Below are 24,974 nucleotides of genomic sequence, written 5' to 3' on the forward strand. Positions count from 1 at the left end.
AACGGGCGTGCCGCGGTGCGCTGCTAGGCTGGCCTCGGTCTGATCGACCGCTCCTTTAACGGACCGTCCCGCGAGGCGGACAAGGAGGCGTTGCTGCCGTGCCCGAACCTCTCACCACCCGTCGACCGCCCGTCCTGGGCGCGTCGGACGTTGCGCGGATCACCGATCGCATCGCGCACCAGATCATCGAGAACGTGGCCCGCTCCGGCTTCGACGCCGTGCTGCTGGGCATCCCCACCCGGGGCGTGCCGCTGGCCCGCCGGCTGGCCGACCGGATCAGGGTCTTCGCCGAGGTGGAGCTGCCGGTCGGCTCCCTGGACATCACCCTCTACCGCGACGACCTGCGGCTGCGCGGGGTACGTCCGTTGGGGGCGACCGTGGAGCCCGCCGGCGGCATCGACGGCCGGCTGGTGATCCTCGTCGACGACGTCCTCTGCTCGGGTCGCTCCTGCCGCGCGGCCCTCGACGCGCTCACCGAGCTGGGACGGCCGCGCGCCGTCCAGCTGGCGGCGCTGGTCGATCGTGGGCACCGGGAGCTGCCGATCCGCGCCGACTACGTCGGCAAGAACCTCCCCACGTCGCCGTCGCAGAGCGTCCGCGTGCTCATGGCCGAGGTGGACGACGAGGACGCCGTCTACGTCGACGAGCCCGAGGCGAGCCCGGAACCGGCGGAGGCGAGCGCGTGAAGAATCTGCTGTCGGCTGCCGACGTCAGCCGGGACGAGGCCACCGCGATCCTGGACACCGCCGAGCGGATGCACCAGGTGCAGACCCGCGAGGTGAAGAAGCTGCCGCCGCTGCGCGGCCGCACCGTCGTCAACCTCTTCTTCGAGGACTCCACCCGCACCCGGTCCTCCTTCGAGATCGCCGGCAAGTGGCTGTCGGCCGACGTGATCAACGTCAGCGCCAAGGGCTCCTCGGTGAGCAAGGGGGAGAGCCTGCGCGACACCGTCCTCACCGTCGCCGCGATGGGGGTGGACGCCCTCGTCGTGCGCCACAACGCCTCCGGCGCCGTCCACCGCATCGCCACCTGGGTGGACTGTCCGGTGGTGAACGCCGGCGACGGGACCCACGAGCACCCCACCCAGGCGCTGCTGGACGCGTACACGCTGCGCTCGCGGCTGGGGGAACTCGACGGCCGCCACGTCGTGATCGTCGGCGACATCACCCACAGCCGGGTCGCCCGGTCCAACGTCCTGCTGCTGCGCACCCTCGGCGCGCGCGTCACCATCGTCGCGCCGCCGACGCTGATGCCCTCCGGCGTCGCGAGCTGGCCGTGCGAGACGAGCTGGGACCTCGACGCGGTGCTCTCGGGCAAGGCGTTCGGCGATGTCGACGCGGTGATGATGCTGCGGGTACAGCGCGAGCGGATGAGCGGCGGTTACTTCCCGACCGGCCGCGAGTACGCCGTCGGCTACGGCCTGTCTCCCGACCGGGTGGAGCTGCTCGGTCCGGACGTCCCGATCCTGCACCCGGGACCGATGAACCGCGGGCTCGAGATCTCCTCCGTGGCCGCGGACGACCGGCGCTCGGTGGTGCTGGACCAGGTGAAGTCAGGGGTCTCGGTGCGGATGGCGGTGCTGTACCGGCTGCTGGCCGGCGCGGAAGAGGTGGGCATGTGAGCGTGGTGATCACGGGCGCGCGACCCCTGGGCGGCGATGCCACCGATGTCCTGATCGCGGACGGGGTGATTGCGCAGATCGGCGCAAACCTGTCGGGCGACGAGGTGGTCAGGGCCGACGACCTCGTCCTGCTGCCCGGCTTCGTCGACCTCCACACCCACCTGCGCGAGCCCGGCCGGGAGGACACCGAGACCATCGCCACCGGCTCGGCCGCGGCAGCCCTCGGCGGTTTCACCGCCGTGCACGCCATGGCCAACACCGACCCCGTCGCCGACACGGCGGAGATCGTCGAGCAGGTCTGGGGGCGGGGCCGGGAGGTCGGGCTCGTGGACGTCCGGCCGGTAGGCGCGGTCTCCAAGGGCCTGGCCGGCGAGACCCTCGCCGAACTCGGGGGCATGGCGCGCTCGGCCGCCGGCGTGCGGATCTTCAGCGACGACGGCCGCTGCGTCCACGACGCTCGCCTGATGCGCCGGGCGCTGGAGTACGTGAAGCCGTTCGGTGCGGTGGTGGCGCAGCACGCGCAGGATCCGCGGCTGGCCGACGGCACGGCCTGCTGCCACGAGGGGGAGATCAGCGGCAGGCTCGGCCTCGCCGGCTGGCCGCCGGTGGCCGAGGAGTCGATCGTGGCGCGCGATGTCCTGCTCGCCGAGCACGTCGGCTCGCGGCTGCACGTCTGCCACGTCTCCACCGCCGGGACCGTTGAGGTGATCCGGCGCGCCAAGGAGCGCGGCGTGGCCGTCACCTGCGAGGTGACCCCGCATCACCTGCTGCTCACCACCGACCTGCTGGAGAGCTACGACCCCGTCTTCAAGGTCAACCCGCCGCTGCGGCCGGCCGAGCACGTGCAGGCGCTGCGCGAGGCGCTGGCCGACGGCACCATCGACGCCGTCGCCACCGATCACGCCCCGCACGCCGCGCACGACAAGGACCACGCCTTCGGTGACGCCGCCTTCGGCATGCTCGGGCTGCAGACGGCGCTCGGCGTGGTGGCCGAGACCATGGTCGCCACCGGCCTGCTCGACTGGGCCGGGGTCGCCGACCGGATGTCGGTGCGGCCGGCCGCCGTCGGTGGCCTGGCCGACCAGGGTCGCCCCGTCGCAGTGGGTGAACCGGCCAACCTCGTCCTCGTCGATCCCGACGGCAGCTGGACGGTCGACCCGTCCGGGCTGGCCTCGAAGTCCAAGAACACCCCGTTCGCCGGACGCACCCTGCCCGCCCGGGTCGTCGCCACGATGCTGCGCGGACGCTGGACCGTCCGCGACGGCGTGATCACCGAAGGAGCACTCCGCTGATGGCCCTGCTCGTCCTCGAAGACGGCCGGACGTTCTCCGGCGAGGCGTACGGCGCCTCCGGTGAGACGTTCGGCGAGGCTGTCTTCAACACCGGCATGACCGGCTACCAGGAGACGCTGACCGACCCGTCCTACCACCGTCAGGTCGTCGTCCAGACCGCGCCGCACATCGGCAACACCGGGGTCAACGACGAGGACGCCGAGTCGCGGCGCATCTGGGTCGCCGGCTACGCGGTGCGCGACCCCGCGCGTCGGGCGTCCAACTGGCGCTCCCGGCGGTCGCTGGACGAGGAGCTCGCCGCCCAGGGCATCGTCGGCATCAGCGGCATCGACACCCGCGCGCTGACCCGCCACCTGCGCGAGCGCGGCGCCATGCGCTGCGGCATCTCCGCCACGCTGGACCGCGAGGCGCTGCTGGCGCGGGTGCTCGACTCGCCGCCGATGGTCGGCAGCGACCTCTCCGCGGAGGTGACGACGCCCGAGCCGTACCGCGTGGACGCGGTCGGCGAGCACCGCTTCACCGTCGCCTCCCTGGACTACGGCATCAAGACCATGACGCCGGTGCGGATGGCCGAACGCGGCATCACCAGCCACGTGCTGCCCTCGACCGCCAGCGCCGAGCAGGTCGTCGCGACCGGTGCCGATGCCGTCTTCCTCGCCAACGGACCAGGCGACCCCGCCACGGCCGACGCTGCCGTCGAGACCGTGCGCGAGCTGCTGCGGCGCGAGGTCCCGGTCTTCGGCATCTGCTTCGGCAACCAGGTGCTCGGCCGCGCCTTCGGCTTCGGGACCTACAAGCTCGGCTACGGCCACCGCGGCATCAACCAGCCGGTGCAGGACCGCCGCACCGGCAAGGTCGAGATCACCGCGCACAACCACGGCTTCGCCGTCGACGCGCCGACCGACCGCGTCAGCGACACCGAGTTCGGCGCCGTCGAGGTGAGCCACGTCTGCCTCAACGACGGCGTCGTCGAGGGCCTGACGGCGCGCGACGCCAATGCGTTCAGCGTGCAGTACCACCCGGAGGCGGCGGCCGGTCCGCACGATGCCGCCTACCTCTTCGACCGTTTCGTCGAGCTGCTGGAGGGACGTCGCTGATGCCCAAGCGCACGGACATCAACCACATCCTGGTCATCGGCTCCGGCCCGATCGTGATCGGGCAGGCCTGCGAGTTCGACTACTCCGGCACGCAGGCCTGCCGGGTGCTGCGCGACGAGGGCTTCCGCGTCAGCCTGGTCAACTCGAACCCGGCGACGATCATGACCGACCCCGAGTTCGCCGACGCCACCTACGTCGAGCCGCTGACGCCCGACTTCGTCGAGCGCGTCATCGCCAAGGAGCAGCCGGACGCGATCCTGCCCACGCTCGGCGGGCAGACGGCGCTGAACCTCGCCATCACCCTCTTCGAGACCGGCGTGCTGGAGAAGTACGGCGTCGAGCTCATCGGTGCCGACGTCGACGCCATCCAGCGCGGCGAGGACCGGCAGCGATTCAAGGAGATCGTCCGCAAGATCGGCGGCGAGGTGCCGTCCTCGCTGGTCTGCAAGACGCTGGACGAGGCGATCGAGTTCGCCGAGACCGTCGACAACCGGGTCGTCATCCGGCCGTCCTACACGATGGGCGGGCTGGGGTCCGGTCTTGCCCACGGCGCGGACGAGGTCAAGACGATGGTCGCCCGCGGCCTGGCCGCCAGCCCGGTGCACGAGGTGCTCGTCGAGCAGTCCGTGCTGGGGTGGAAGGAGTACGAGCTGGAGCTGATGCGCGACCGCAACGACAACGTCGTCATCGTCTGCTCCATCGAGAACCTCGACCCCATGGGCGTGCACACCGGCGACTCGATCACGGTCGCGCCGTCGATGACGCTCACCGACCGCGAGTACCAGCACATGCGCGACATCGGCATCGCCGTGCTGCGCGAGGTCGGCGTCGACACCGGCGGCTGCAACATCCAGTTCGCCATCAACCCCGCCACCGGCGACATGATCGTCATCGAGATGAACCCGCGGGTCTCGCGGAGCTCGGCGCTGGCCTCGAAGGCCACCGGCTTCCCGATCGCCAAGATCGCCGCCAAGCTCGCCGTCGGCTACACGCTGGACGAGATCCCCAACGACATCACCCGCAAGACGCCGGCGGCCTTCGAGCCGACGCTGGACTACGTGGTGGTGAAGGTGCCGCGCTTCGCCTTCGAGAAGTTCCCCGGCGCCGACCCGGTGCTGACGACCCACATGAAGTCCGTCGGTGAGGCCATGGCGATCGGCCGCAACTTCACCGAGGCCTTCGGCAAGGCGCTGCGGTCCATGGAGACCAAGGCGGCCGGCTTCTGGACCCGACCGGACGAGGAGCTGCCGACGGCCGAGCTGCTCGCCCGTGCCGCCGTCCCCACCGACGGCCGGCTCTACTGGGTCGAGCAGGCGCTGCGCAGTGGGGCCTCGGTCGAGACCGTGGCCGAGGCGACCGGCATCGACCCGTGGTTCGTCGACCAGATCGCGCTCATCTCCGAGACCGGGGCGACGCTGCGCGAGGCGCCGACGCTCACCGAGCCGCTGCTGCGGCTGGCCAAGCGACACGGCATCTCCGACCGGCAGATCGCGGCGCTGCGCCCCGAGCTCGCCGGCGAGGACGGGGTCCGCACGCTGCGCCACCGGCTCGGCATCCGGCCGGTCTTCAAGACCGTCGACACCTGCGCCGCCGAATTCGAGGCGGCGACGCCGTACCACTACTCGTCCTACGACGAGGAGTCCGAGGTCTCGCCGCAGCCCGACCGGGAGAAGGTGATCATCCTCGGCAGCGGTCCGAACCGGATCGGTCAGGGGATCGAGTTCGACTACTCCTGTGTGCACGCCGTCATGGCGCTGCGGGCCGCCGGCTTCGAGACCGTGATGATCAACTGCAACCCCGAGACGGTCTCCACCGACTACGACACCGCCGATCGGCTCTACTTCGAGCCGCTCACCTTCGAAGACGTCCTCGAGGTCGTCCACGCCGAGCAGCAGTCGGGCACCGTGAAGGGCGTCATCTGCACCCTCGGCGGCCAGACGCCGCTCGGTCTCGCGCAGCGGCTGAAGGACGCCGGCATCCCGGTCCTGGGGACGCAGCCCGAGGCCATCGACCTCGCCGAGCACCGCGGTGCCTTCGGCCGGGTGCTCGCCGACGCGGGGCTCCCCGCGCCGAAGCACGGCACGGCGACCTCCTTCGAGCAGGCCAAGCGGGTCGCCGACGGCATCGGCTACCCGGTGCTGGTGCGGCCCAGCTACGTGCTCGGCGGCCGCGGCATGGAGATCGTCTACGACGAGGCGCACCTGAGCGACTACATCTCCCGCGCCACCGAGATCACCGACGACCACCCGGTGCTGGTCGACCGCTTCCTCGACGACGCGGTCGAGATCGACGTCGATGCCCTCTTCGACGGCGAGGAGCTCTACCTCGGCGGCGTCATGGAGCACATCGAGGAGGCCGGCATCCACTCCGGCGACTCGGCCTGCGCGCTGCCGCCCATCACCCTCGGCGCCGGTGACATCGAGGCGGTGCGCCGCTCCACCCTCGCGCTGGCCCGGGGTGTCGGCGTCCGGGGTCTGCTGAACGTCCAGTACGCGCTCGCCGGTGACGTGCTCTACGTGCTGGAGGCCAACCCGCGGGCGTCCCGGACGGTGCCGTTCGTCTCCAAGGCGACGGCGGTCCAGCTGGCGAAGGCCGCGGCCCGGATCGCGGTCGGGACGTCGATTGCGCAACTGCGCGCAGAAGGCCTGCTGCCCGCCGACGGCGACGGCGGCGAGCTGCCGGACGACGCCCCCATCGCGGTGAAGGAGGCGGTGCTGCCCTTCCACCGGTTCCGCACCCCGGCCGGCGACCAGGTCGACTCGATCCTGGGCCCGGAGATGAAGTCCACCGGTGAGGTCATGGGGCTGGACACCACCTTCGGCACCGCCTTCGCCAAGTCGCAGGCCGCCGCCTACGGCTCGCTGCCGACCTCGGGCACCGTCTTCGTCAGCATCGCCGACCGGGACAAGCGTGCCTCCATCTTCCCGGTGAAGCGGCTCTCGGACCTCGGCTTCGCGATCCTGGCCACCGCCGGAACCGCGCAGGTGCTGCGGCGCAACGGGGTTCCGGTCGAGGTCGTCGGCAAGTTCAGCGACGGTCCCGGCAACATCGTCGAGCGCATCCTGGCCGGCGAGGTGGATCTCGTCCTGAACACCCCCTGGGGTTCGGGCGGACCGCGGCTGGACGGCTACGAGATCCGCACCGCCGCCGTCACCGCCGGCATCCCGTGCCTCACCACCACCCAGGCCTTCGCCGCGGCGGTCCAGGGCGTGGAGGAGCTCATCCGCGGCGACATCGGCGTGCGAAGTCTGCAGGAGGTCCACGCCGCCATCCGTCCCGGCGGGGCATCCCGATGAGTGGGCCATTCGGCGTTCAGTGGGCCGGCATCTCGGCCCACTCGCAGGGTTTACGGCCCACTCAACGCGTGAGGACGGGGGCTGTCGCGTGACGGCGTTCCAGGAGAAGGCGGAGATCTTCTCGGTCACCAAGGCCGGGGAGTACGTGCAGTTCACGGTCATCGCGCCGCAGATCGCGGCCGGGTTCAAACCGGGCCACTTCGTCGCCGTCGCCGTCGGCGGCGAGAACAGCGCGATGGGGCTGCGGCGGGCTTTCGCGATCGCCGGCGCCACCCCCACCGGGACCTTCGCGGGCACGGTCCAGTTCGTGGTGGCCGAGCACGGCGCCGGCACCCGGTGGCTCACGCAGCGGACGGCCGGTGAGGTGCTCGACATCGTCGGCCCGCTGGGCACGCCCTTCCCGCTGCCGAACGGTCAGGCCAACGCGGTGCTGGTCGGGGGCGGGTACGGCGCGGCGCCGCTCATCCCGCTCGCGCAGGCGCTGCTGGCCGGCGGCTCGCAGGTGGAGTTCGTCCTCGGCGCGGCGACGGCGTCGCGCCTCTACGGCGAGCTGACCGCCAAGCGCACCGCGGGCCAGGTCACGGTCACCACGGACGACGGCTCGGCGGGGGAGCGGGGCCTGGTCACCGACGTCCTGCCCGCCGCCATCGAGCGGATCAACGCCGAGGTCGTCTACGCCTGCGGCCCGATGCCGATGCTGCAGGCGGTCGGCGCGATCGCGCAGAAGCACGCGATCCACGCCGCCGTCGCCGTCGAGGAGTCGATGGCCTGTGGCATCGGGGTCTGCATGACCTGCGTGCTGCCGGTCCGCGGTGACGACGGCAAGACCCGGTTGGTCCGCTCCTGCGTCGAGGGTCCGGTCTTCGACGCCGCCCGAGTGCGCTGGAACGACGTCGGGCACCTGCCGGCCGACCTCGTCGGCGCGGACGCCATGAGGGGGCACTGATGACTGCCACCACGCCGACGACGGACATGACGGCCCGGTTGGGCAGTGTCACCCTGCCCAACCCGGTGCTCACCGCCTCGGGCTGCGCCGCCGCGGGGCGCGAGCTGCACCAGTTCTTCGATGTCGCCGACCTGGGCGCGGTCGTCACCAAGTCGATCATGACGCGCCCCCGCTCGGGGCGGCCGACGCCGCGGATGGCCGAGACGCCCAGCGGCATGATCAACTCGATCGGATTGCAGGGTCCGGGCATCGACTCCTTCATCGAGAACGATCTCGCCTGGCTCGCCGAGCACGGCGCGCGGACCGTGGTCTCCATCGCCGGCGGTCACACCGACGAGTTCACCGAGCTCGCCCGAAGGCTCTACGGCAACCCCGCGGTCGCCATGCTCGAGGTCAACATCTCCTGCCCGAACGTCGAGTCGCGGGGGCAGGTCTTCGCCTGTGACCCGTTCGCCTCCGCGCGGGTCATCGGCGCCGTGCGCCGCGCCGCCGACCCCGCGCAGCCGATCTTCGCCAAGCTCTCGCCCGACGTCACCGACATCACCGCCATCGCCCGGGCCTGCGCGGACGCCGGTGCCGACGGCTTCTCGCTCATCAACACCCTGCTGGGCATGGTGATCGACACCGACACGATGGCACCGGCCCTGGGCGGCATCACCGGCGGGCTCTCCGGTCCGGCCATCCGACCGGTGGCGGTGCGGTGTGTCTGGCAGGTGCACCAGGCGCTCCCGCACCTGCCCATCCTCGGCATGGGCGGGATCCGCTCCGGCCTCGACGCGCTGCAGTTCGTCCTCGCCGGGGCCGCCGCGGTCTCGGTCGGGACCGCCGTCTTCGGCGACCCGTCCGCGCCGGTGCGCATCCTGGCCGAGCTGGAGCAGGCGCTGGCCGAGCGCGGCTTCGCCTCGCTGCGCGACGCCGTCGGCTTCGCCCATCTCAGCGCCCCCGCACGCGTCGGCCGGCTCCGGGCGGCGACCACGGACCAGGTCGCCCGCGCCGGCGAGGTGGCGACGCGATGAGCTTCGGCGCCCGCCTCGACGCCGCGCTGGCTGCGCGGGGCTCGCTCTGCGTCGGGATCGACCCGCACCCCGCCCTGCTCGCGGCGTGGGGGCTCAGCGACGACGCCACCGGCCTCGGCCGCTTCGCCGACGCCTGCGTCGACGCCTTCGGCGCGACGGCGGCGATGGTGAAGCCGCAGTCGGCGTTCTTCGAGAGCTACGGCTCGGCCGGCGTCGCCGTGCTCGAACGCACCGTCGCCGGACTCCGCGACGCCGGCGCGCTCGTCCTGCTGGACGTCAAGCGCGGCGACATCGGCTCGACCATGACCGCCTACGCCCGCGCCTACCTCGACCCCGCGTCGCCGCTGTTCGTCGACGCCATCACCGTGAGCCCCTATCTCGGCGTCGGCTCGCTGGACCCCGCCTTCGAGCTGGCCGGCCGGCACGACGGCGGCGCCTTCGTCCTCGCCGCGACGTCCAATCCCGAGGGGCCGCAGTTCCAGCACGCGCGCACCAGCAGCGGCACGAGCGTCGCCCAGGCCGTCGTGGACGACGTCGCCGCGCGCAACGCCGGCGCGGCCCCGCTCGGATCCTTCGGTGTCGTCGCCGGCGCGACCATCACCGACGCACCCGACTTCGGCGCGCTCAACGGCGCCATCCTGGCCCCCGGCGTGGGTGCCCAGGGCGGGACCGCCGACGACGTCCGTCGGCTCTTCGGCGCAAGTCTGCGCAATGTCGTGCCGAGCGTCTCGCGGGAGGTGCTCAAAGCCGGCCCCGCCGCCCCGGCGCTCCGGGACGCCGTCGAGCGGCTGGTCGGCGACTTCGCCTTCCTGCGGGCCTGATCAGCCGGCGACAGGCTCGGGGGCTGCGACGGCCTCGGTGAAGGTCTTCGGCATCACCGCGACCATGACGGCCATCGCGACACACACGACGAAGACCGCGACGAAGACGTGGTGGACGGCGGTGTTCAGCACACCGGGATCGCCGTTGCTGTCCGCCCCGGCCGCCGTCGCGACGGCGCCGAAGACGGCCACGCCGAGCGCGCTGCCGAGCGAGCGGCAGAACAGGTTCGTGCCCGTCACCAACCCGCGCTCGGCCCACAGCACGCTGGACTGCGCCGCGATCAGCGTCGGCGCGGCGGTCAGTCCCATGCCCAGGCCGACGACGAAGCAGTACGCCCCGATCTCGACCACGCTGCTGTCGCGTCCCACGAGCAGCAGCAGCGCACTGCCGACGAGGACCAGGACGATGCCGATCAGCGCGCAGGTGCGCACCGACCAGCGCAGGTAGATCCGTCCCGCCTGCGACGCCGAGATGGGCCAGCCCAGCGTGAGGGTGGCCAGCGCGAAGCCGGCCACCAGCGGGCCATGACCCAGCACGTCCTGGACGAAGGTCGGCACGTAGGAGGTCAGGCCCAGGACCACCGCCCCCACGCCGAACGAGACGAGCGAGGTGGTGAGCAGCAGCCGGCGGCCGAAGACCCACAGCGGCATCACCGGCTCGGCGACGCGCCGCTCGACCGCGACGAAGGTCGCCAGCAGCGCCGCACCCGCGCCCAGGACCACGAGGCTCGGTGCCGACAGCCAGGACCACGCCTGCCCACCCTCGAGGACGCCGAGCACGACCAGCGCCAGACCAGAGGTGAGCAGGACCGCGCCGCGGACGTCGATGGCGGGGCGACTGCGGGTGATCTGCTCGCGGAACCGCCGCTGGATCATGTACGCCGCGATCAGGCAGAACGGGATGTTGACGAAGAAGATCCAGCGCCAGCTGACGTACTCGCTGAAGACCCCGCCGAGGGTGGGCCCGACCACCGACGAGACACCCCAGACGCTGGCCACGTAGCCCTGGACCTTGGCGCGCTCCTCCAGGGTGTACAGATCGCCGACGATGGTGAGGCTCATGGGCTGGATGGCGCCGGCGCCGAGTCCCTGCACGGCGCGGAAGGCGATGAGGACCCAGATGTTCCAGGCCAGTCCGCACATGACGGAGCCCGCCAGGAAGAGGCCGATGCCCAGCAGCATCACTGGCCGGCGACCGACGATGTCGGCGAACTTGCCGTAGAGCGGCACTGTCACCGCCTGCGCGAGCAGGTAGATGGAGAAGAGCCACGGGAACTCGGCGAAGCCGCCGATGTCGGCAACGACTGACGGCACGGCGGTCGCGATGATCGTCGCGTCCAGGGCCACGAGCGCGGTGGCCAGCATGATGGCCAGCAGCACCGGCCCTCGCTCGGATCGCAGCCCCACCGACGAGCGGGTGGGGGCGGCGGTCGCGGTCACGGCGTCGGCGGGCACTCGGGAGGCAACGGGGGCGGGAGAGCGGGTTATTCCCGATCCGTCCAGCGCGCCGAGACCGCTCCGAGCCGCAGCACGCCGTCCGACAGGGGCGTGCAGCGCACCCCGCCATGGCCGCGCAGGCCACGCCAGGCGCCGGGCGCGACGGCGAGGTCCAGCCAGCGGCAGGGGTGGGCGGCCCGGTTGACCGCGAGCCGGACGGGCCCGTCACCGCTGTCGAGCACGAGGGTCCGACCGATCCCGGCGTCGACGTCGACCCCGCGGAGCAGCACGTTACGACGCGTCTGCGCCAGGCCGGTGTGCCAATCGGCCAGCGCCTCCGCGGCGAGGAGGGTGACCGCGGCGTCGCGGTGGGCGGGCCGGTTGAAGTAGCGGTCGCCGACGATGCCGAGGCCCGCGCGGAGCTCGATCTGCCCGACCAGCTCGGCGGTGTCGGCCGTCGCCAGCGCCGGGTCGGGGCGGCCGTCCCACCGGTGGCGGGGCGAGACCAGCAGCTCCACGATCTCGGCACCGGGCGCGTCCACCCCGCCATTGTCCCGGTGCCGGTGCCGCGAACCGCCGGCGTCGTCCGGTACGGGGCGACCCGGTGCGGACGGTCGTCGGGAAGCCACCTGGAGCGGCCGCATCCGGACGCGGCCGGCGTCCGCAGCAGGACGCGCGGGCCGATGGTCCCGGCGACCGCGGGACGAGAGTCTTGTGCCACGGCACGAACGGGCCGGACGAGACGAGACGAGAGGGGCGAGGAGATGGCGATCGATCTGTCGGACACCATCGCCGATAGGGACTTCTACGCCCCCATCGACACCGCCGACCCGGCCACGGTCTACGCCCCGGCCGACATGCCGACGACCTGGACGGCCGAGCGATCGGGTGTCTGGACGGTATGGACGGCACCCGGCATCGAGCTCGTCGAGACGGGGTGGAAGGTCCACGTCTCGGCCGCCTTCGAGCACGCCGAGGAGGTGCTCGACATCGTCGCCCGGCGCTGCGTCGCCCACGGCGTGATCTTCAAGCACCTGCGGGGCAGCCGCTTCTACGGCTTCCTGCACGGCAAGCACTCCTCCCGCGCGCAGAGCGGCAAGTTCGTCGCCGCCTACCCGGCCGATGTCGACGCTGCGCGGGCGCTGATGACCGATCTCGAGCGGGACCTCACCGGCTTCGAGGGGCCCTACATCCTCACCGACCGGCGCTTCGGTGACAGCCGCTGCGTCTCGTACCGCTACGGCGCCTTCCGCGGGCACCGCCGGCTCAGCGCCGACGGCACCAGCCGGTGGGTGATGCTGGCCGAGGACGGCCGCGAGCTGCCCGACGACCGGCAGCCGGCCTTCGCCCTGCCCGACGGGCTCAGCGACCCGTTCGTCGCCACCGACATGACCGAGCCGGACGGCGACCCGCTGATCAACGGTTACCGCTTCGTCCAGGTGCTGCGTCACGCCAACGGTGGGGGTGCCTACCGTGCGGTCGCGCCGGACGGCCGGACGGTCTTCGTCAAGGAGGCGAGGGCCCACAACGGCTACACCCACCGCGAGAACTCGCAGCAGCGGCTCGCGACCGAGCACGCCACGCTACGGCGGCTGCAGGTCGAGGCGCCCGGCTTGGCGCCCGAACCGATCGAGCTCTTCCGCTCCTGGGAACACGACTTCCTCGTCACCGAGTTCGTGCCCGGCGTCAGCCTGCGCAAGTGGATGACCCAGCGCACCCCGGTGATCGCGCCGGAGGCGACCCACGAGGAGATCACCGCCTATCTCGGCGATTGCGCATCGCTGCTCGAAAGGCTGCGGCAGCAGCTCGACCGGCTGCACGAGCTGGGGCTGGCCTTCGTCGACCTCTCGCCGGACAACGTCCTCGTGCAGGACGACGGCACGCTGCGATTGATCGACTTCGAGGCCACCCAACCGGCCGACCAGCCGCTGCGGCTGCTCTTCACCCCCAACTTCGCCCCGCCGCAGATCCTCACCTCACCGGAGTACCGGGCCTCGGTGCCACCGCTGAGCGTGGACGAGTACGCGCTCTCGGCCATCGCCCAGTTCCTCGTCTTCCCGCTGCATCCGGTGGCCGAGCGGAATCCCAACGCGCTGGATCACCTGCGGGCCGAGCTCGACCGTCGCGGCGACGTCCCGGAGGCGCTGTGGCGGCGGGTCGTGCGCAATCACCCGGCCGACGGCAACCCCGGCACGATCTCGCCCGCTCGCGTCGACCGGGACCCGGTGGGGTCACTGCGTCGACTGGCGCGACGCACCGACGACGTCCTGCTGTCCGACCTGCAGGGACCGTTCCGTACCTCATCCACCGGCTTGCGGACCAATCAGCGCTGCATTGCCCACGGCACCGCAGGCGTGCTGCACGCGCTCCGGCTCACCGGCAACCCGATAGACCCGGCCCTGGTGACCCGGTTGCGGGACGACTCGTTGCGGCTGCGCGATGTCACCCCACCCGGCCTGATGAGCGGCAACGCCGGCATCGCGCTGGTGCTGCGCGACCTCGGCGAGACCGACGCCGCCGACGAACTGCTGCGTCACGCCACCGACGATCCGCTGCTGGCGGAGTCGGCATCGTGGGCCACCGGGCGGGCCGGCGTCGCGCTGGCCCGGCTCGCCGCGCATCGCGCCACCGGCGACGAGGTCCACCTCGACCACGCCGCCAGACTGCTCGCGGTGGCGCTGCCCGACCAGCTCCCGGCCGGTCTCGCCGCCGGCAGGGCCGGGATCGCCCTGGCCCGCCTCTACCTCGGCCGGGCCACCGGTGACGAACGACAGCTCGACGACGTGGAGCGGCTGTTGCGCGCCGAGCTCGACGAGCACGGCGCCCCGCTGGGTCCCCGTGCCCTCGGGATGCGGGTGAGCGCCCGTGACGGCCGCCGGATGCCCTACCTGTTCTGCGGCAGCGCCGGGTACGCCCTCGTCCTCGGCCGCTATCTCAGCCTCCGTCCCGACCCGGAGTGGGCCGACGTGCTGGAGCGCTGCCTGCTCGCACTCGGGACCCGGCACACCGTCTTCGCCGGACTCTTCCAGGGGATGGCCGGCTTCGCCGCCGTCCTCGCCGACCTCGGTGACCTGCTCGGCCGGCCCGAGCTCACCGACCGGGCCCGCGACGCGGCCCGCGCACTCTTCCAACACGCAGTGCCCCACGAGTCCGGCGTCCGCTGGCTCGGCGACCCGGGTCACCGGTTCAGCGCCGACCTGTGGAGCGGCTCGGCAGGTGTCTCGCTGGCCCTGCACCGGGTGCTGCACGAAGTTCCCGACCCGCTGTTCACGCTCGACGCCGGCACGCGGAGCCCCTCACGGGGCGCACTCGTCGGCGCGGCCACAGCCCCCGCTGCTGACCGGGCATCCGGTCACTGATCGTCACCGTGAGGAGGTGAATTCCATGACCAACATCCTGAAGCTCTCGGTCGCCGGTGGCGACGAGGACGCCGCCTCGGCCGGCCAGGAGATGGGCTCGACCGTGAGCCTCGCCGCCTGCGCCTGAGCCGCCACCTGTCCGACCTGTCGTTCGACGTCACCGTGAGGAGGTGAATCCCATGACCAACATCCTGAAGCTCTCCGTCGCCGGTGGCGACGAGGACGCCGCCTCGGCGGGCCAGGAGCTGGGCTCGACCGTGAGCCTCGCTGCCTGCGCCTGAGCGACACCGAATCTGCTTGTCCGCAGTGATGTCACCCGTGAGGAGGTGAATCCCATGACCAACATCCTGAAGCTCTCGGTCGCCGGTGGCGACGAGGACGCCGCCTCGACCGGCGAGGAGCTGGGCTCGACCGTGAGCCTCGCCGCCTGCGCCTGAACCGCACCGCACGTGCCCGCCGGGTGGGGTGCGCCGCCGCTCATCGCGGCCGCACCCCACCCGGCACGAACCCCGCACGAACCCTGCACCAGAGAAGAGAGAGACCGCCATGGACGACGTCCTCGCCCTCGCCCTCGAGGAGCCCGACGACACCGCTGACCAGGGTGCCTACCACCCCGACGCCTGGGACGACGCGCCGCTGAGCGCGCTGTCGCTGGTCACCTGCGGCGACGCCTTCTTCGGCTGACCCGCCCGCACCACCTGCCCGAACCATCCCGCCCCCTTCTCGAGGTGCTCGAATGAACTCGTTCCGTCACGAGCGCGACGCCCTGATCCTCGACAGCATCGACGACGGCGCCCGCGCCGGCGTCGCCTCCGGCAGCTGCCTGCCGGGACGGTCCCGCCGGGCCTGGCGATGACCAGCCAGACGGCCCCCACGGCCACGGCCGGGCGCAGCGACTTCCGGCTCTTCCTCGTCGGGCAGTCGGCGTCGATGTTCGGCAGCACCATGACCTCGGCCGCCCTGGCCATCGTGGCGGTCGCCCACCTGCACGCCGACGCCCACGAGGTGTCGCTGATCCTCTCCGCCGGCCTTCTGCCGTCCCTGCTCTTCGGTCCCGTCGCCGGCACCCTGCTCGATCGCGTCACCCGGCCCCGCGCCGTGCTCGTCGTCACCGACCTCGTCGCCGCGGCCGCCACCGCGCTCTGCTTCCTGGCCGCGGCCACCGACCGGCTCGGCCCGGCCGGGCTGGCGGCTCTCGGGATCGTCCTGGGGTGCGCGCAGGTCGTGGTCCACTCGCTCTACTTCAGCCACCTGCGCACCCTCGGGCTGCCCGACCTCGCCGCGGCGCGGGGACGGTTACAGGCCAGCGAGATGGCCTCCCGCTCGATCGCGGGCGCCTGCGCGGGCGCGGTCGTCGCCGCTGTCGGCGCCGCCCTGCTCTTCGTACTCGACACCCTCACCTACCTGCTCAGCGCGCTGTGCCTGCTGCTGCTGCGCGCACCCGATCACCGGGAAGTGACTGCCGGGCAGCGCTCGCTGCGCGTGGAGTTCGCCGAGGGCGTGCGGGCGGTCGTCGCTCATCCGACGCTGCGGGCCTTCACCCTCTTCCTCGTCGTCTCCGGCGCCGGCTCGGCGGCCGTGACCGCAGTGCGCGCCAACTACCTGCTCGACGAGCTGGGACTGCCGCCGGCGCTCTTCACCGTGCCGACGGTGGCCGGCACGCTGCTGGGTGCGCTGGGCGCGCTGGCGGCGGCGCGGCTGCTGCCCCGCCTCGGCGGTCCGCGCCGAGCGCTGGCTGTCTGCATGCTCGCCGCCACCTCGGCCGGCGTCTTCCTCGCCGTCGCGGCCGGGCCGGTGGCTCTCGTCCTCGTCCTGCTGTCGGCCGGGACGGCGCTGCCGCTCTTCTTCGGCGCGATCGGCAACCTCGCGCTCGTCTCGGTCATCAGCGACGACCTCGGCGACGCCTTCTTCGCCCGGGTCACGACCCTGCTCAGCTTCCTGGGCACCGTGGCCTCGCTCTCCGGCATGCTGCTGGGCGGCTGGGCCGCCGGCGTCCTCGGGCTGCGCGGCGCCATCACCGCGGCCGTCGTCGCCAGCACCCTGGCCGCGCTGCGGCTCACCCTGCGGGTGACGCGGCCCGTCACCCGTCCCGCCCCAGCGCCGCGGCGCCCCGATCTCGTGAGCGAGCCGGCATGACCGCCCTCTCCCTTCCCGCGCCCGCCCCGGCGACGGCTGACGACCCGGACCGCTGGCTCGAGGACGCCACCGACCCGCGTGTGCAGGAGTGGTCCGCCCGGCAGCACGAGGCCAGCCTCGCCGTGCTCGGCGAGCTGCCGGGGCGTGACGCCGTGGTCCGCACCCTGCGGGGGCTGCTCACCCGACCGCCGGCCTCGGCCCCCAAACGGGCCGGCGACCGCCGCTTCCGGGTCGCCCGGGTCGCCGGCGGCGCCTCGTACTCGGTGGAGATGCGCGAGGTCGTCCACGGCGCCCCCGGCCCGTGGCGCGAGGTCGTCGGCGCCGCCCAGCTGCCGGAGCACAGCATGGTCAGCCGCTGGGTCCCCTCACCCTCGGGACGTCGGCTCGCCGTGCAGGTCGTCGTCCGCGGCCTGGAACGGACCACCCCGTTGCTCGTCGTGGACGTCGACACCTCGACAGTGCTGGAGACGATCGAGCTCTGCCGCTACGCGCCCGTGGAGTGGCGTGGCGGCGACGAGCGCTTCTTCTACGTCCGGCGCCACCTCGTCGGCACCGGCCACGGGGTCTACGAGCACCGCGTGGGCACTGATCCCGCCAGCGACGAGCTGCTCGTCGGCGACGACGACCCCATGGGGCGCTATGCCCTCTCGCTCTGGCACGACCGCTGGCTGGACGTCTCGCGCCGGCGCGGCACCGGCCCGGTGAGCTCCCGCACGCTGACCGATCTGCACGCCGACGACGGCCCGATCGACATCGGTGCCTCCGGCGCCACGATGCTCGTCGACACCGCCGGCCGGCTGTTGCAGGTCGCCGAGCGCCGCCCCGTCGGTGGGACAGCCGACCAGCAGCGCGAGCAGGGGATCGTCCAGGTGGCCGACACCGCCACCGCGGCCGCTGCCGGACAGTGGCGCGAGCTGCTCGCCACCGATTCGGGGGTGGTGCTGCGCTCGATCACCTTCGTCCCCGACGACCTGTTGGCGGTGCTCTGCACCCGCGACGCCGTCAGCTCGATCGACATCGTGGCGGCCGCCGACGGCACGCTGGTGAGCCAGGTGCAGCTGCCGGGGGAGGGGACGGTGGCCGCCCTCAGCGCCGGGGAGGAGCCGGAGAGCATCGTCGTCGCCTACACCGACTGGACCACACCGCTCTCGCTGTGGCACGTCGACGCCCGCACCGGCCGCTGCCGGCCGCAGGACGCCACCGTGGTGCCCCGCCAGGACATCACCGTCGTCCGCGGCACCTATCCGGCCCCGGACGGCACGCCGATCCCGGTCACCGTGCTGCACCGCAGCGACGACGACGTCAGCGCCCCCGCGCCGCTGCTGCTGACCTGTTACGGCGGCTTCGGCATCACCGTCAACCCGAGCTTCCAACCCGACAGCCTGGCGTGGATCCTCTGCGGCGGACGCATGGCGATCGCGGGCATCCGCGGTGGCGGCGACCGCGGCCGGTCCTGGCATCGCGCCGGGTCGGGGCGGCACAAGCCCACCGCCTTCGCCGATCTGCACGCCGCGGGGGACTGGCTGGTGGACTCCGGCTGGACGCGGCGCGACCAGCTCGCCCTGCTCGGCGGCTCCAACGGCGGGATGATGGTGGCCGGCGCGGTGGCCCAGCGCCCCGGCGCCTACGCCGCCGTCGCGGCGGTCGGGGCCCCGCTGGACATGGTCCGCTACCCGCTCTTCGGTCTGGGACGGGCGTGGCTCGCCGAGTACGGCGACCCGGAGGATGCCGCCGCCCTCGACGTCCTGCTCAGCTTCTCGCCGTACCACAACGCCACCGCCGGCGGCCTGCGCTGGCCGGCCGCGCTCTTCTCGGTGGGCAGCAACGACACCAGAGTGGATCCACTGCACTCGCGCAAGATGGTGGCGCGGCTGCAGCGGGAGGCCGACGGCCGCGGCCCGGTGGTGCTCAAGGTGGTCGACGGCAGCGGACATGTGAGCGTCCTCAACGCCGACACCGAACGTCTCGCCGGCGAGCTGCTCGCCTTCCTGGCCAAGCACACCGGACTCACGCTGCGCGGGTGAGCCGGCTTCGGCTCACTCGCCGCCGGCGAGGATGAGGGAGTCCCGGCTGTCGACGCCGTACTTGGCCAGCAGGCTGGCGATGTGCTTCTCGACCGTGCGGGGTGAGATGTGGAGCCGCTCGGCGATGGCCTTGTTGCCGTGCTTGGAGAGCACCAGCCGGTACACCTCGAACTCGCGGACGGTGACGCCGCGTCGCCGGACCTCGGCGGGGATCTCGTCAGCGCCCTCGCGGCGCTGTCCCACCTGGGCGCCGAGGCGGCGCAGGATGGCGCGACAGGCCCGCGCGGCCGTCTCGAGCTGGCGTTCGTGGAACCACGACTCGGCCTCGCGCAGCCACGCCACCGGCTCGCCCCAGCCCTCGGCGGCGGCCCGTTCGGCGACGAGCCGGGCGCCGAGGTGACGCGCCAGCGGGTAGGGCTCGGCCGCCTGCCGGGCTCGTCGTGCCGCGGCGCCGGCGGCGGTGAGGTCGCCGTCCCGGCCCGCGGTGACGGCCAGCGCCAGCTCGGCGAACTGCCGGTTCCAGCGCATCCGCCCGCAGGTGTCGCGCAGCAGGGCCTCGGCGGTCTCGCGCTCCAGCTCGCCGGCCACGGCGTCGAGCAGCGGCAGCAGTCCGGAGGTGCCGGTCAGCTGGAAGAGCGACCGCTGCCCCTCCTCGTCGGCGGCGACGGCGCGGAGCGTGGCCCGCGCCCGCGCGTCGTCGGACTCCAGCAGGTCCAGGACGGCGACCCCCATGCCGTCGGCCAACCGGCGGACGGTGTCCGGCTGCGACCTCGACTCGTCGATCCGGTTCAGGGCGGCCGTCAGCTCGTCGCGACGGCCGGCATGGGCGTGCAGCACGGCCTCGGCGGTGGTGGCGTAGGTGACCAGGCCGTGGTTGCCCAACCGGGTGCTCTCGGCGAGTACCCCGGCCAGCGCGTCGGCCGCCGTGGTGAGGTCGTCGCGCAGCACCGCGTCCAGCGCGAGGTTGGCCGCGACCGCCAGCGACAGCTGCACCGCGCCGTCGGCGTCGGCCTGGCGCCGGGCCACCTCCAGCGCCGCGGTCTCGCCCTCGCCCAGCCAGGCGTTGCCGGCCAGGCCGATGAGGCCGAGGACGACCCATCCCCGCAGGCCGTGCCGGCGCGCCAGCTCCACCAGTCGCTCGAAGGACCGGGAGGACTCCGCCAGATCCCGCAGCCGGGTCACCCGGGCCACCGCATGCCAGGCACGGCAGGCCGCCTCGTGTGCGGCGACCTCCTCGGCCCGGGCGACGGCACGACGTGCCAGCTCTTCGGCCTGCGCGGGGTGTCCGACGCCGTTGTCGTCGAGGGCGAGGTTGGCCTCGACGGCATCGAGGTTCGCCACCCGGTGGTCGTCGGCCGGTCCCACCAGCCGGGCCGCCGCCAGCTCGTCGCGGGCCGTCGCCGACCGTCCGGCCAGGTGACAGGCCCAGGCCAACGCCAGGTGCGCCTCGGCCCGCGCCGCCGGATCGCGGATCGCGGTCACCAGGCTGCGGGCCCGGTCCAGCCGGCCGACGTCGACGAGGGCGTGGACCAGCAGCGAGTGCACCGTGACGGCGGTGCTCTCGTCCAGCCCGGCGTCGTCGGAGTCGGAGTGCTCCAGTACCTGGTCCAGCAGGCTCACCGCCTGCGCGGGGTCGCCGCGGTCCAGGGCGCGCCGCGCCGCGGAGAGCAGCATCGCGATGGCCGGCCGCGCACGTCCCGCGGTGACGTAGAGCTGGGCTGCGACCTCGCGCCAGCCGTCGGCCAGCCGCGGTCGCAGCTCGACGACGGCGTCGGCGAGGTCCAGGGCGAGCCGTCGGCGCAGCTCCGGCGGTGACCAGCGCAGCGTGACGTCACGGATCACCGGGTGGGCGAAGCCGTACCAGTCCGGCCGGTCGGCGGCGGCGAGCAGCTGGGCGCGGATTGCGGACTGCAGCCGCTCGAAGAAGTCGCGCTGGCCGAGCTCGGTCGCGCGGTGCAGCAGCTCGGCGGGGAAGGTCTCACCCAGCAGGGCCGCGGCGGTCAGCACCCTCACCACGTCCGGGTCGAGGCCGTCCAGCCGGGTCCGCAGCGATCGTTCGGCGCCGTCGGCGACGCCGGGCGGTGCCTCCCCGACCAGCTGCCACCGCCCGTCGGCGACCAGCAGCCGGCCGGATTCGATGAGCTCGAAGAGCAGCTCCTCGACCTGCAGCGGGTCGCCGGCCGTGGCATTCCAGACGAGCTCCGAGACCTCGAGGGGAATGTCGGCGACCGGATGCCGGTCGTCCCCGCCGAGACAGGAGGCGACGAGCGCGTCGGCCTCGCCGCGGGTCAGCGGCGCCAGCCGGACCGTCTCGACTGCGCTGCGGCGCTGCAACCCGTCCACGAAGCCCGACGCCGGCGTGGCACCGTCGCGCAGCGTGACCACGACGGCGGCGGGCACGTCGGTGAGGTTGTCGACGAGGTACTCCAGCACGGCCAGCGTCTCGTCGTCGGCCTCGTGGACGTCCTCCAGGACCAGCAGGCAGCCGGTGCCGGAGCCGGTGTGCAGCAGCACCCGCAGCATCGCCTCGGCGAAGGCGATGGACGACTCCGGGAGCCGGGTGGTGTCCGGCGCGGCGAGATCGGGGAGCACCCGGCCGAGGACGGTGTGATAGCCGGCGAGCAGCTCCGGTCCCGGCAGCGCACCGCGGCGCTGCAGGGCGGCGAGGGCCTCGCTGAACGGCCGCAGCGGCGCCACCATGCCGGTGGCGCTGGCCCGGCCACGGAGCACCGGGATGCCGTCGGCGAGCGCCTCGCCGGCCAGTTCGGTGACGAGGCGGGTCTTGCCGACCCCGGCCGGGCCGCGGACGACGACGACGGCGCCGCTGCCGTCACGGGCGCGGGTCAGCGCCTGACGGAGCAGTCTGGTCTCGGACGAGCGACCGATGAGGGTCGCCGACCTGGTACGCACCGCCGTACGTTATCCACCACTCGTGTCCGGCAGAAGTCCACCGGCCGATATCGCCGTGGCGGTCGACCGCGCGCCGCCGAGCCCGCGGGCTCGATGCGGGTCAGATGCGGGTCAGATGCTGACGATGCTGGTGACCGTGGTGGTCGGGTCGCCGCCGGTGGTGGAGAGTCCGCGCAGCACGTCGCCGGCCTCCGGGGTGGTCGAGGCGGACGGCAGCCGGAGCTCGCCGATCGCGCCGAGGGCGCGGTCGTCCAGCGGGGTCTGGCCGGCGTGGGGGAAGCGGTGGTCGGTCACGTGCTCTCCTTCGGGGTGGGACGCTCCGGCCGGGTGGCGCGGAGCAGGTCGAACGACGGAACCCGGACATCGCCGGGAGTGCAGGCGGCCGCCTGGTTGATCAGGCCCAGGCCGATACCGGCCAGGCCGTGCAGCAGGCCGGGGGTGCGGACGGCGGTGCCGGTCCCGCAGCGGACGCCGCGGGCGACGATCTCGCCGAGCAGTGCCGCCAACCGGGCGCGGCGCAGGCTCTCGACGGCGGCATCCAGGTCCGCGGCGGGGTCGGGACCGGCGTCGCCGACCAGTCGGCTGAGCCGCAGCGTCTCCAAGACACCGAGCTCGCCGTGACACAGGCTGTGCTGCTCCAGCGGTCCGACGGCCCGGACGCGGGCCAGCAGCCGGGCTGCGTCGGCGCCGCGGCTGCCGGCCGTGACCAGCGCCGGTACGCCGAGGCACCAGGTGGCGTCGCGTCCGGGCGACGGCGGGTCGACGGGCGGCAGCGAGCGCCGCAGCTCGGCGCAGCGGTCGCGCCAGGCCGCCGCGGCGGGGAGGTCCATCGCGTCGGCGAGGTGGGCGAAGGCGGTGTGCATGCCCGCCAGCCCGGTCAGCGGGTCGTCGCCGACGGCGAGCGCCAGCTCCGGCCGGGCCTCCAGCCGGTCCAGCAACCCGTCCACCGGGGTGAGGGCGGCCAGCGCGTGGTCGTGATACCGACTGATGCCGGTGGCGTTGCCGAGGTCGGCCAGGAAGACCGCCACGCCGGTGTAGCCGTCGGCCAGCCCCGCTCCCATCGGACGGAGCTCCCAGTGGCGGCCGTCGGTGAGCTCCACGCCGACCCAGTTCACCCGGCCGCCGACGTCGCCGCGGCTGGTGGAGAGCAGCTCGTCGCCGAGGGCGCTCGCCTGCGACAGCAGGTGCTCCGGGTCGATGGGGCGCGCCCCGGCATGCGGGCCGCGACGCGGCACCGCCTGGTGGACGATCGCCTCGCCGCGGCCGGCGAAGCTGGCCTCGAGGTACCAGAGCTGGCGCTGCAGGTCAGCGGCGTCGATGCCGGCCAGGCGGCGCCGCGCCCGGTCGATGCCCGAGATCGGGAGCAGCGCCGGCGTGCTGCCCGGTTCGCTGCCCCGCACCTCGAGCTCGCCGGCCCGCACCGCGAAGAGCGGGACGTCGCCGCGCCGCAGGTCCGCGGCCTCCGCGGCGGCGAGCGCACGCAGCACGGGGTGGTCGTGCTCGTCACCGATGCCGGCCAGCGCCTCGGCGTAGCGCACTGGGTCGCGCATCAGCTCGGGGTGGGTCACCTCGTCGAGCAGGGTCGCGTACAGCTGCGTGGGGCGCAGGACGACTCGCACCTCGTCCGGTGCGCAGGCGGCGACCAGGGCCGACAGCTCCTCGCGGCAGGCCATGATCTCCAGGTAGGCCGCGCGGAACCCGGCCGCGACCGCTCGCAGGTGAGCGGCGTCCGGCTCGCACGGCGCGCCGTCGCGGCCGCGGCCGACGTTGCCGGCCTCGGGCAGCTGGCCGCGTGTCCGCTCCAGGCGCATGCGGGAGGTGCCGGCGTCGCGGAACCGCACGACATCGGCCACCGTGCGGGCCGTCCGGCCCCCGCAGAGCGCCGACAGGTCGAGCAGGCCGTGCTCGCCGCGGACGAGCAGTGGGAGCAGTCCGGTGCGCAGCACCGAGTCGCGATGGTCGACCGCGGCCGGGTCGGCGGCCACCTCGTCGGTCACCAGCGTGGGGTGGAAGAGCGTCTCGGCATCGATGACGGTGGGGAACTCGCCGTCGGCGATGACGTTCTGGCAGTGCAGGTCGGTGGCGTCGAGGACGTACATGAGCGCGAGCAGCGCGCCGTGACGGACGTAGAAGCGGACCAGCGCCGCGTCGTCGTCGCACGGCGCCGGGGCGACGAAGCGCTCCCAGCCGTAGCCGTCGCGGCACAGCGGCTGCGGTGCGCGCAGCGCGAGATCAGGCCGGCGGGAGGCCAGCAGCGCGAAGAAGCCCGCGACCCGGCCGGCGGCCTCGAGCGGGCGCGGCTTGTAGACCACGGTGCCACCGGCGAGCCGGACCATCGCCACGCTCCGGCCGCCGCGGTGCGCGTCGCCCGAACCGGGCCGGATCTCCAGCACGGTGAGGTCCACAGCCTCGCCCGGCTCGTCGCCGGCGGGCAACAGGTCGCCGAGGGCGGCGCGGTCGGCGTGGAGCCGCTGGGCCAGCTCGGCGAGGGCGGCCACGGTGTTCTCGGCGGCTGCGCCCAGCCGCTCGGCCAGCACCGGGTAGGACGTAAGCAGCGCGCGCAGGCCGGCCGGGGTGGCGGTCCGGTCGAGGAAGGCGGCGAACTCCAGACCCGAGGCGTGGAGCTCGTAGACCAGGGTGCGGGCGGCGGTCCGGGTGAGCTGCCGGGCCAGGCTCCGGCGCAGCGCCCGGCGGGCCGCGGCCGCGATGTCCTCGTCGAGGCCGGCGGTGCGGGTGATGACGGCCCGCTCGGCCGCGTCGAGCAGCAGCACCAGCGCCGGGAGGAGGCAGTCGGTGTCGGCGGCCTCGGCGTCGACCGCGGCCGGGTCGCCGGTGAGGTCGTCGGTGGAGACCGCGGTGATCTCGTCGGTGGAGACCGCGGTGACGTCCTCGGCGACGGGCGCCGCGGCGAGGGCGTCGGCGAGGGGGGCGGCGAGGGCGTCGGCGAGGATCGGGGCCCAAGCTCCGGGCAGGCGGGCGGCCTGCTCCTCGAGTCCCGTCGCGCGCATGCCCACACGCT

Annotated in this window: 17 protein-coding genes; 12 read left to right on the top strand and 5 right to left on the bottom strand. The window is 73.5% G+C overall.

Features of this window, described 5'->3' with window-relative positions; genetic code table 11:
- Positions 1 to 98: 98 nt before the first annotated feature.
- The 8 genes from pyrR (at position 99) to pyrF (ending at position 10,089) form a co-directional block, all read left to right on the top strand.
- A complete protein-coding gene (gene pyrR, locus AC0NZQ_RS15735) occupies positions 99 to 686 on the top strand; it encodes a bifunctional pyr operon transcriptional regulator/uracil phosphoribosyltransferase PyrR (protein WP_474530875.1) in 588 nt (195 codons plus the stop codon).
- Complete coding sequence (locus AC0NZQ_RS15740) at positions 683 to 1,621, top strand: aspartate carbamoyltransferase catalytic subunit (protein WP_474530878.1); 939 nt, start codon at positions 683 to 685, stop codon at positions 1,619 to 1,621. Before pyrR ends, AC0NZQ_RS15740 begins: the two co-directional genes overlap by 4 nt.
- A complete protein-coding gene (locus AC0NZQ_RS15745) occupies positions 1,618 to 2,913 on the top strand; it encodes a dihydroorotase (RefSeq protein ID WP_474530880.1) in 1,296 nt (431 codons plus the stop codon). Before AC0NZQ_RS15740 ends, AC0NZQ_RS15745 begins: the two co-directional genes overlap by 4 nt.
- Entirely contained in the window at positions 2,913 to 4,010 is a 1,098-nt protein-coding gene (gene carA, locus AC0NZQ_RS15750; protein WP_474530882.1) for a glutamine-hydrolyzing carbamoyl-phosphate synthase small subunit, read from the top strand. The genes AC0NZQ_RS15745 and carA overlap by 1 nt, the downstream gene beginning before the upstream one ends.
- Positions 4,010 to 7,306: a carbamoyl-phosphate synthase large subunit gene (carB, locus tag AC0NZQ_RS15755; RefSeq protein ID WP_474530884.1), complete on the top strand. Its 3,297-nt coding sequence runs from the start codon at positions 4,010 to 4,012 to the stop codon at positions 7,304 to 7,306. Before carA ends, carB begins: the two co-directional genes overlap by 1 nt.
- A gap of 88 nt (positions 7,307 to 7,394) precedes the next feature.
- Positions 7,395 to 8,252 carry a dihydroorotate dehydrogenase electron transfer subunit gene (locus AC0NZQ_RS15760; RefSeq protein ID WP_474530885.1) on the top strand — a complete coding sequence of 286 codons (858 nt, stop codon included), beginning with the start codon at positions 7,395 to 7,397 and terminating at the stop codon, positions 8,250 to 8,252.
- Positions 8,252 to 9,268, top strand: a complete 1,017-nt coding sequence (locus AC0NZQ_RS15765) for a dihydroorotate dehydrogenase (RefSeq protein WP_474530886.1) — start codon at positions 8,252 to 8,254, stop codon at positions 9,266 to 9,268. Before AC0NZQ_RS15760 ends, AC0NZQ_RS15765 begins: the two co-directional genes overlap by 1 nt.
- Complete coding sequence (gene pyrF, locus AC0NZQ_RS15770; RefSeq protein WP_474530887.1) at positions 9,265 to 10,089, top strand: orotidine-5'-phosphate decarboxylase; 825 nt, start codon at positions 9,265 to 9,267, stop codon at positions 10,087 to 10,089. Before AC0NZQ_RS15765 ends, pyrF begins: the two co-directional genes overlap by 4 nt.
- On the opposite strand, the gene AC0NZQ_RS15775 is transcribed toward pyrF, so the two are convergent.
- Both AC0NZQ_RS15775 and AC0NZQ_RS15780 read right to left on the bottom strand, forming a co-directional pair.
- The gene (locus AC0NZQ_RS15775; protein WP_474531421.1) at positions 10,090 to 11,454 is read right to left on the bottom strand and encodes an MDR family MFS transporter; all 1,365 of its coding nucleotides are present in this window, start codon (positions 11,452 to 11,454) and stop codon (positions 10,090 to 10,092) included.
- Between the two features lie 119 nt (positions 11,455 to 11,573).
- Entirely contained in the window at positions 11,574 to 12,068 is a 495-nt protein-coding gene (locus AC0NZQ_RS15780) for a molybdenum cofactor biosysynthesis protein (RefSeq protein WP_474530888.1), read from the bottom strand.
- A gap of 222 nt (positions 12,069 to 12,290) precedes the next feature.
- Between AC0NZQ_RS15780 and lanKC the strand changes: the two genes are divergently transcribed.
- The 4 genes from lanKC to AC0NZQ_RS15800 all read left to right on the top strand — a co-directional run bounded on the left by lanKC (position 12,291) and on the right by AC0NZQ_RS15800 (position 19,045).
- Entirely contained in the window at positions 12,291 to 14,885 is a 2,595-nt protein-coding gene (gene lanKC / locus AC0NZQ_RS15785) for a class III lanthionine synthetase LanKC (RefSeq protein ID WP_474530889.1), read from the top strand.
- Between the two features lie 546 nt (positions 14,886 to 15,431).
- Positions 15,432 to 15,569 (top strand): hypothetical protein, encoded by a 138-nt coding sequence (locus tag AC0NZQ_RS15790; RefSeq protein WP_474530890.1) that lies wholly within the window; start codon positions 15,432 to 15,434, stop codon positions 15,567 to 15,569.
- A gap of 168 nt (positions 15,570 to 15,737) precedes the next feature.
- The gene (locus tag AC0NZQ_RS15795) at positions 15,738 to 17,021 is read left to right on the top strand and encodes an MFS transporter (protein WP_474530892.1); all 1,284 of its coding nucleotides are present in this window, start codon (positions 15,738 to 15,740) and stop codon (positions 17,019 to 17,021) included.
- A complete protein-coding gene (locus tag AC0NZQ_RS15800; protein WP_474530894.1) occupies positions 17,018 to 19,045 on the top strand; it encodes a prolyl oligopeptidase family serine peptidase in 2,028 nt (675 codons plus the stop codon). Before AC0NZQ_RS15795 ends, AC0NZQ_RS15800 begins: the two co-directional genes overlap by 4 nt.
- Before the next feature lie 12 nt (positions 19,046 to 19,057).
- On the opposite strand, the gene AC0NZQ_RS15805 is transcribed toward AC0NZQ_RS15800, so the two are convergent.
- From AC0NZQ_RS15805 to AC0NZQ_RS15815, 3 genes are all read right to left on the bottom strand, one after another.
- Positions 19,058 to 21,955 (bottom strand): helix-turn-helix transcriptional regulator, encoded by a 2,898-nt coding sequence (locus AC0NZQ_RS15805; RefSeq protein WP_474530896.1) that lies wholly within the window; start codon positions 21,953 to 21,955, stop codon positions 19,058 to 19,060.
- 111 nt (positions 21,956 to 22,066) lie between these two features.
- Complete coding sequence (locus tag AC0NZQ_RS15810) at positions 22,067 to 22,249, bottom strand: hypothetical protein (RefSeq protein ID WP_474530897.1); 183 nt, start codon at positions 22,247 to 22,249, stop codon at positions 22,067 to 22,069.
- A complete protein-coding gene (locus tag AC0NZQ_RS15815) occupies positions 22,246 to 24,963 on the bottom strand; it encodes a type 2 lanthipeptide synthetase LanM family protein (RefSeq protein ID WP_474530898.1) in 2,718 nt (905 codons plus the stop codon). The genes AC0NZQ_RS15810 and AC0NZQ_RS15815 overlap by 4 nt, the downstream gene beginning before the upstream one ends.
- Positions 24,964 to 24,974: the final 11 nt, after the last annotated feature.

The sequence above is a fragment of the Jatrophihabitans sp. sgz311053 genome (genome assembly GCF_056135305.1).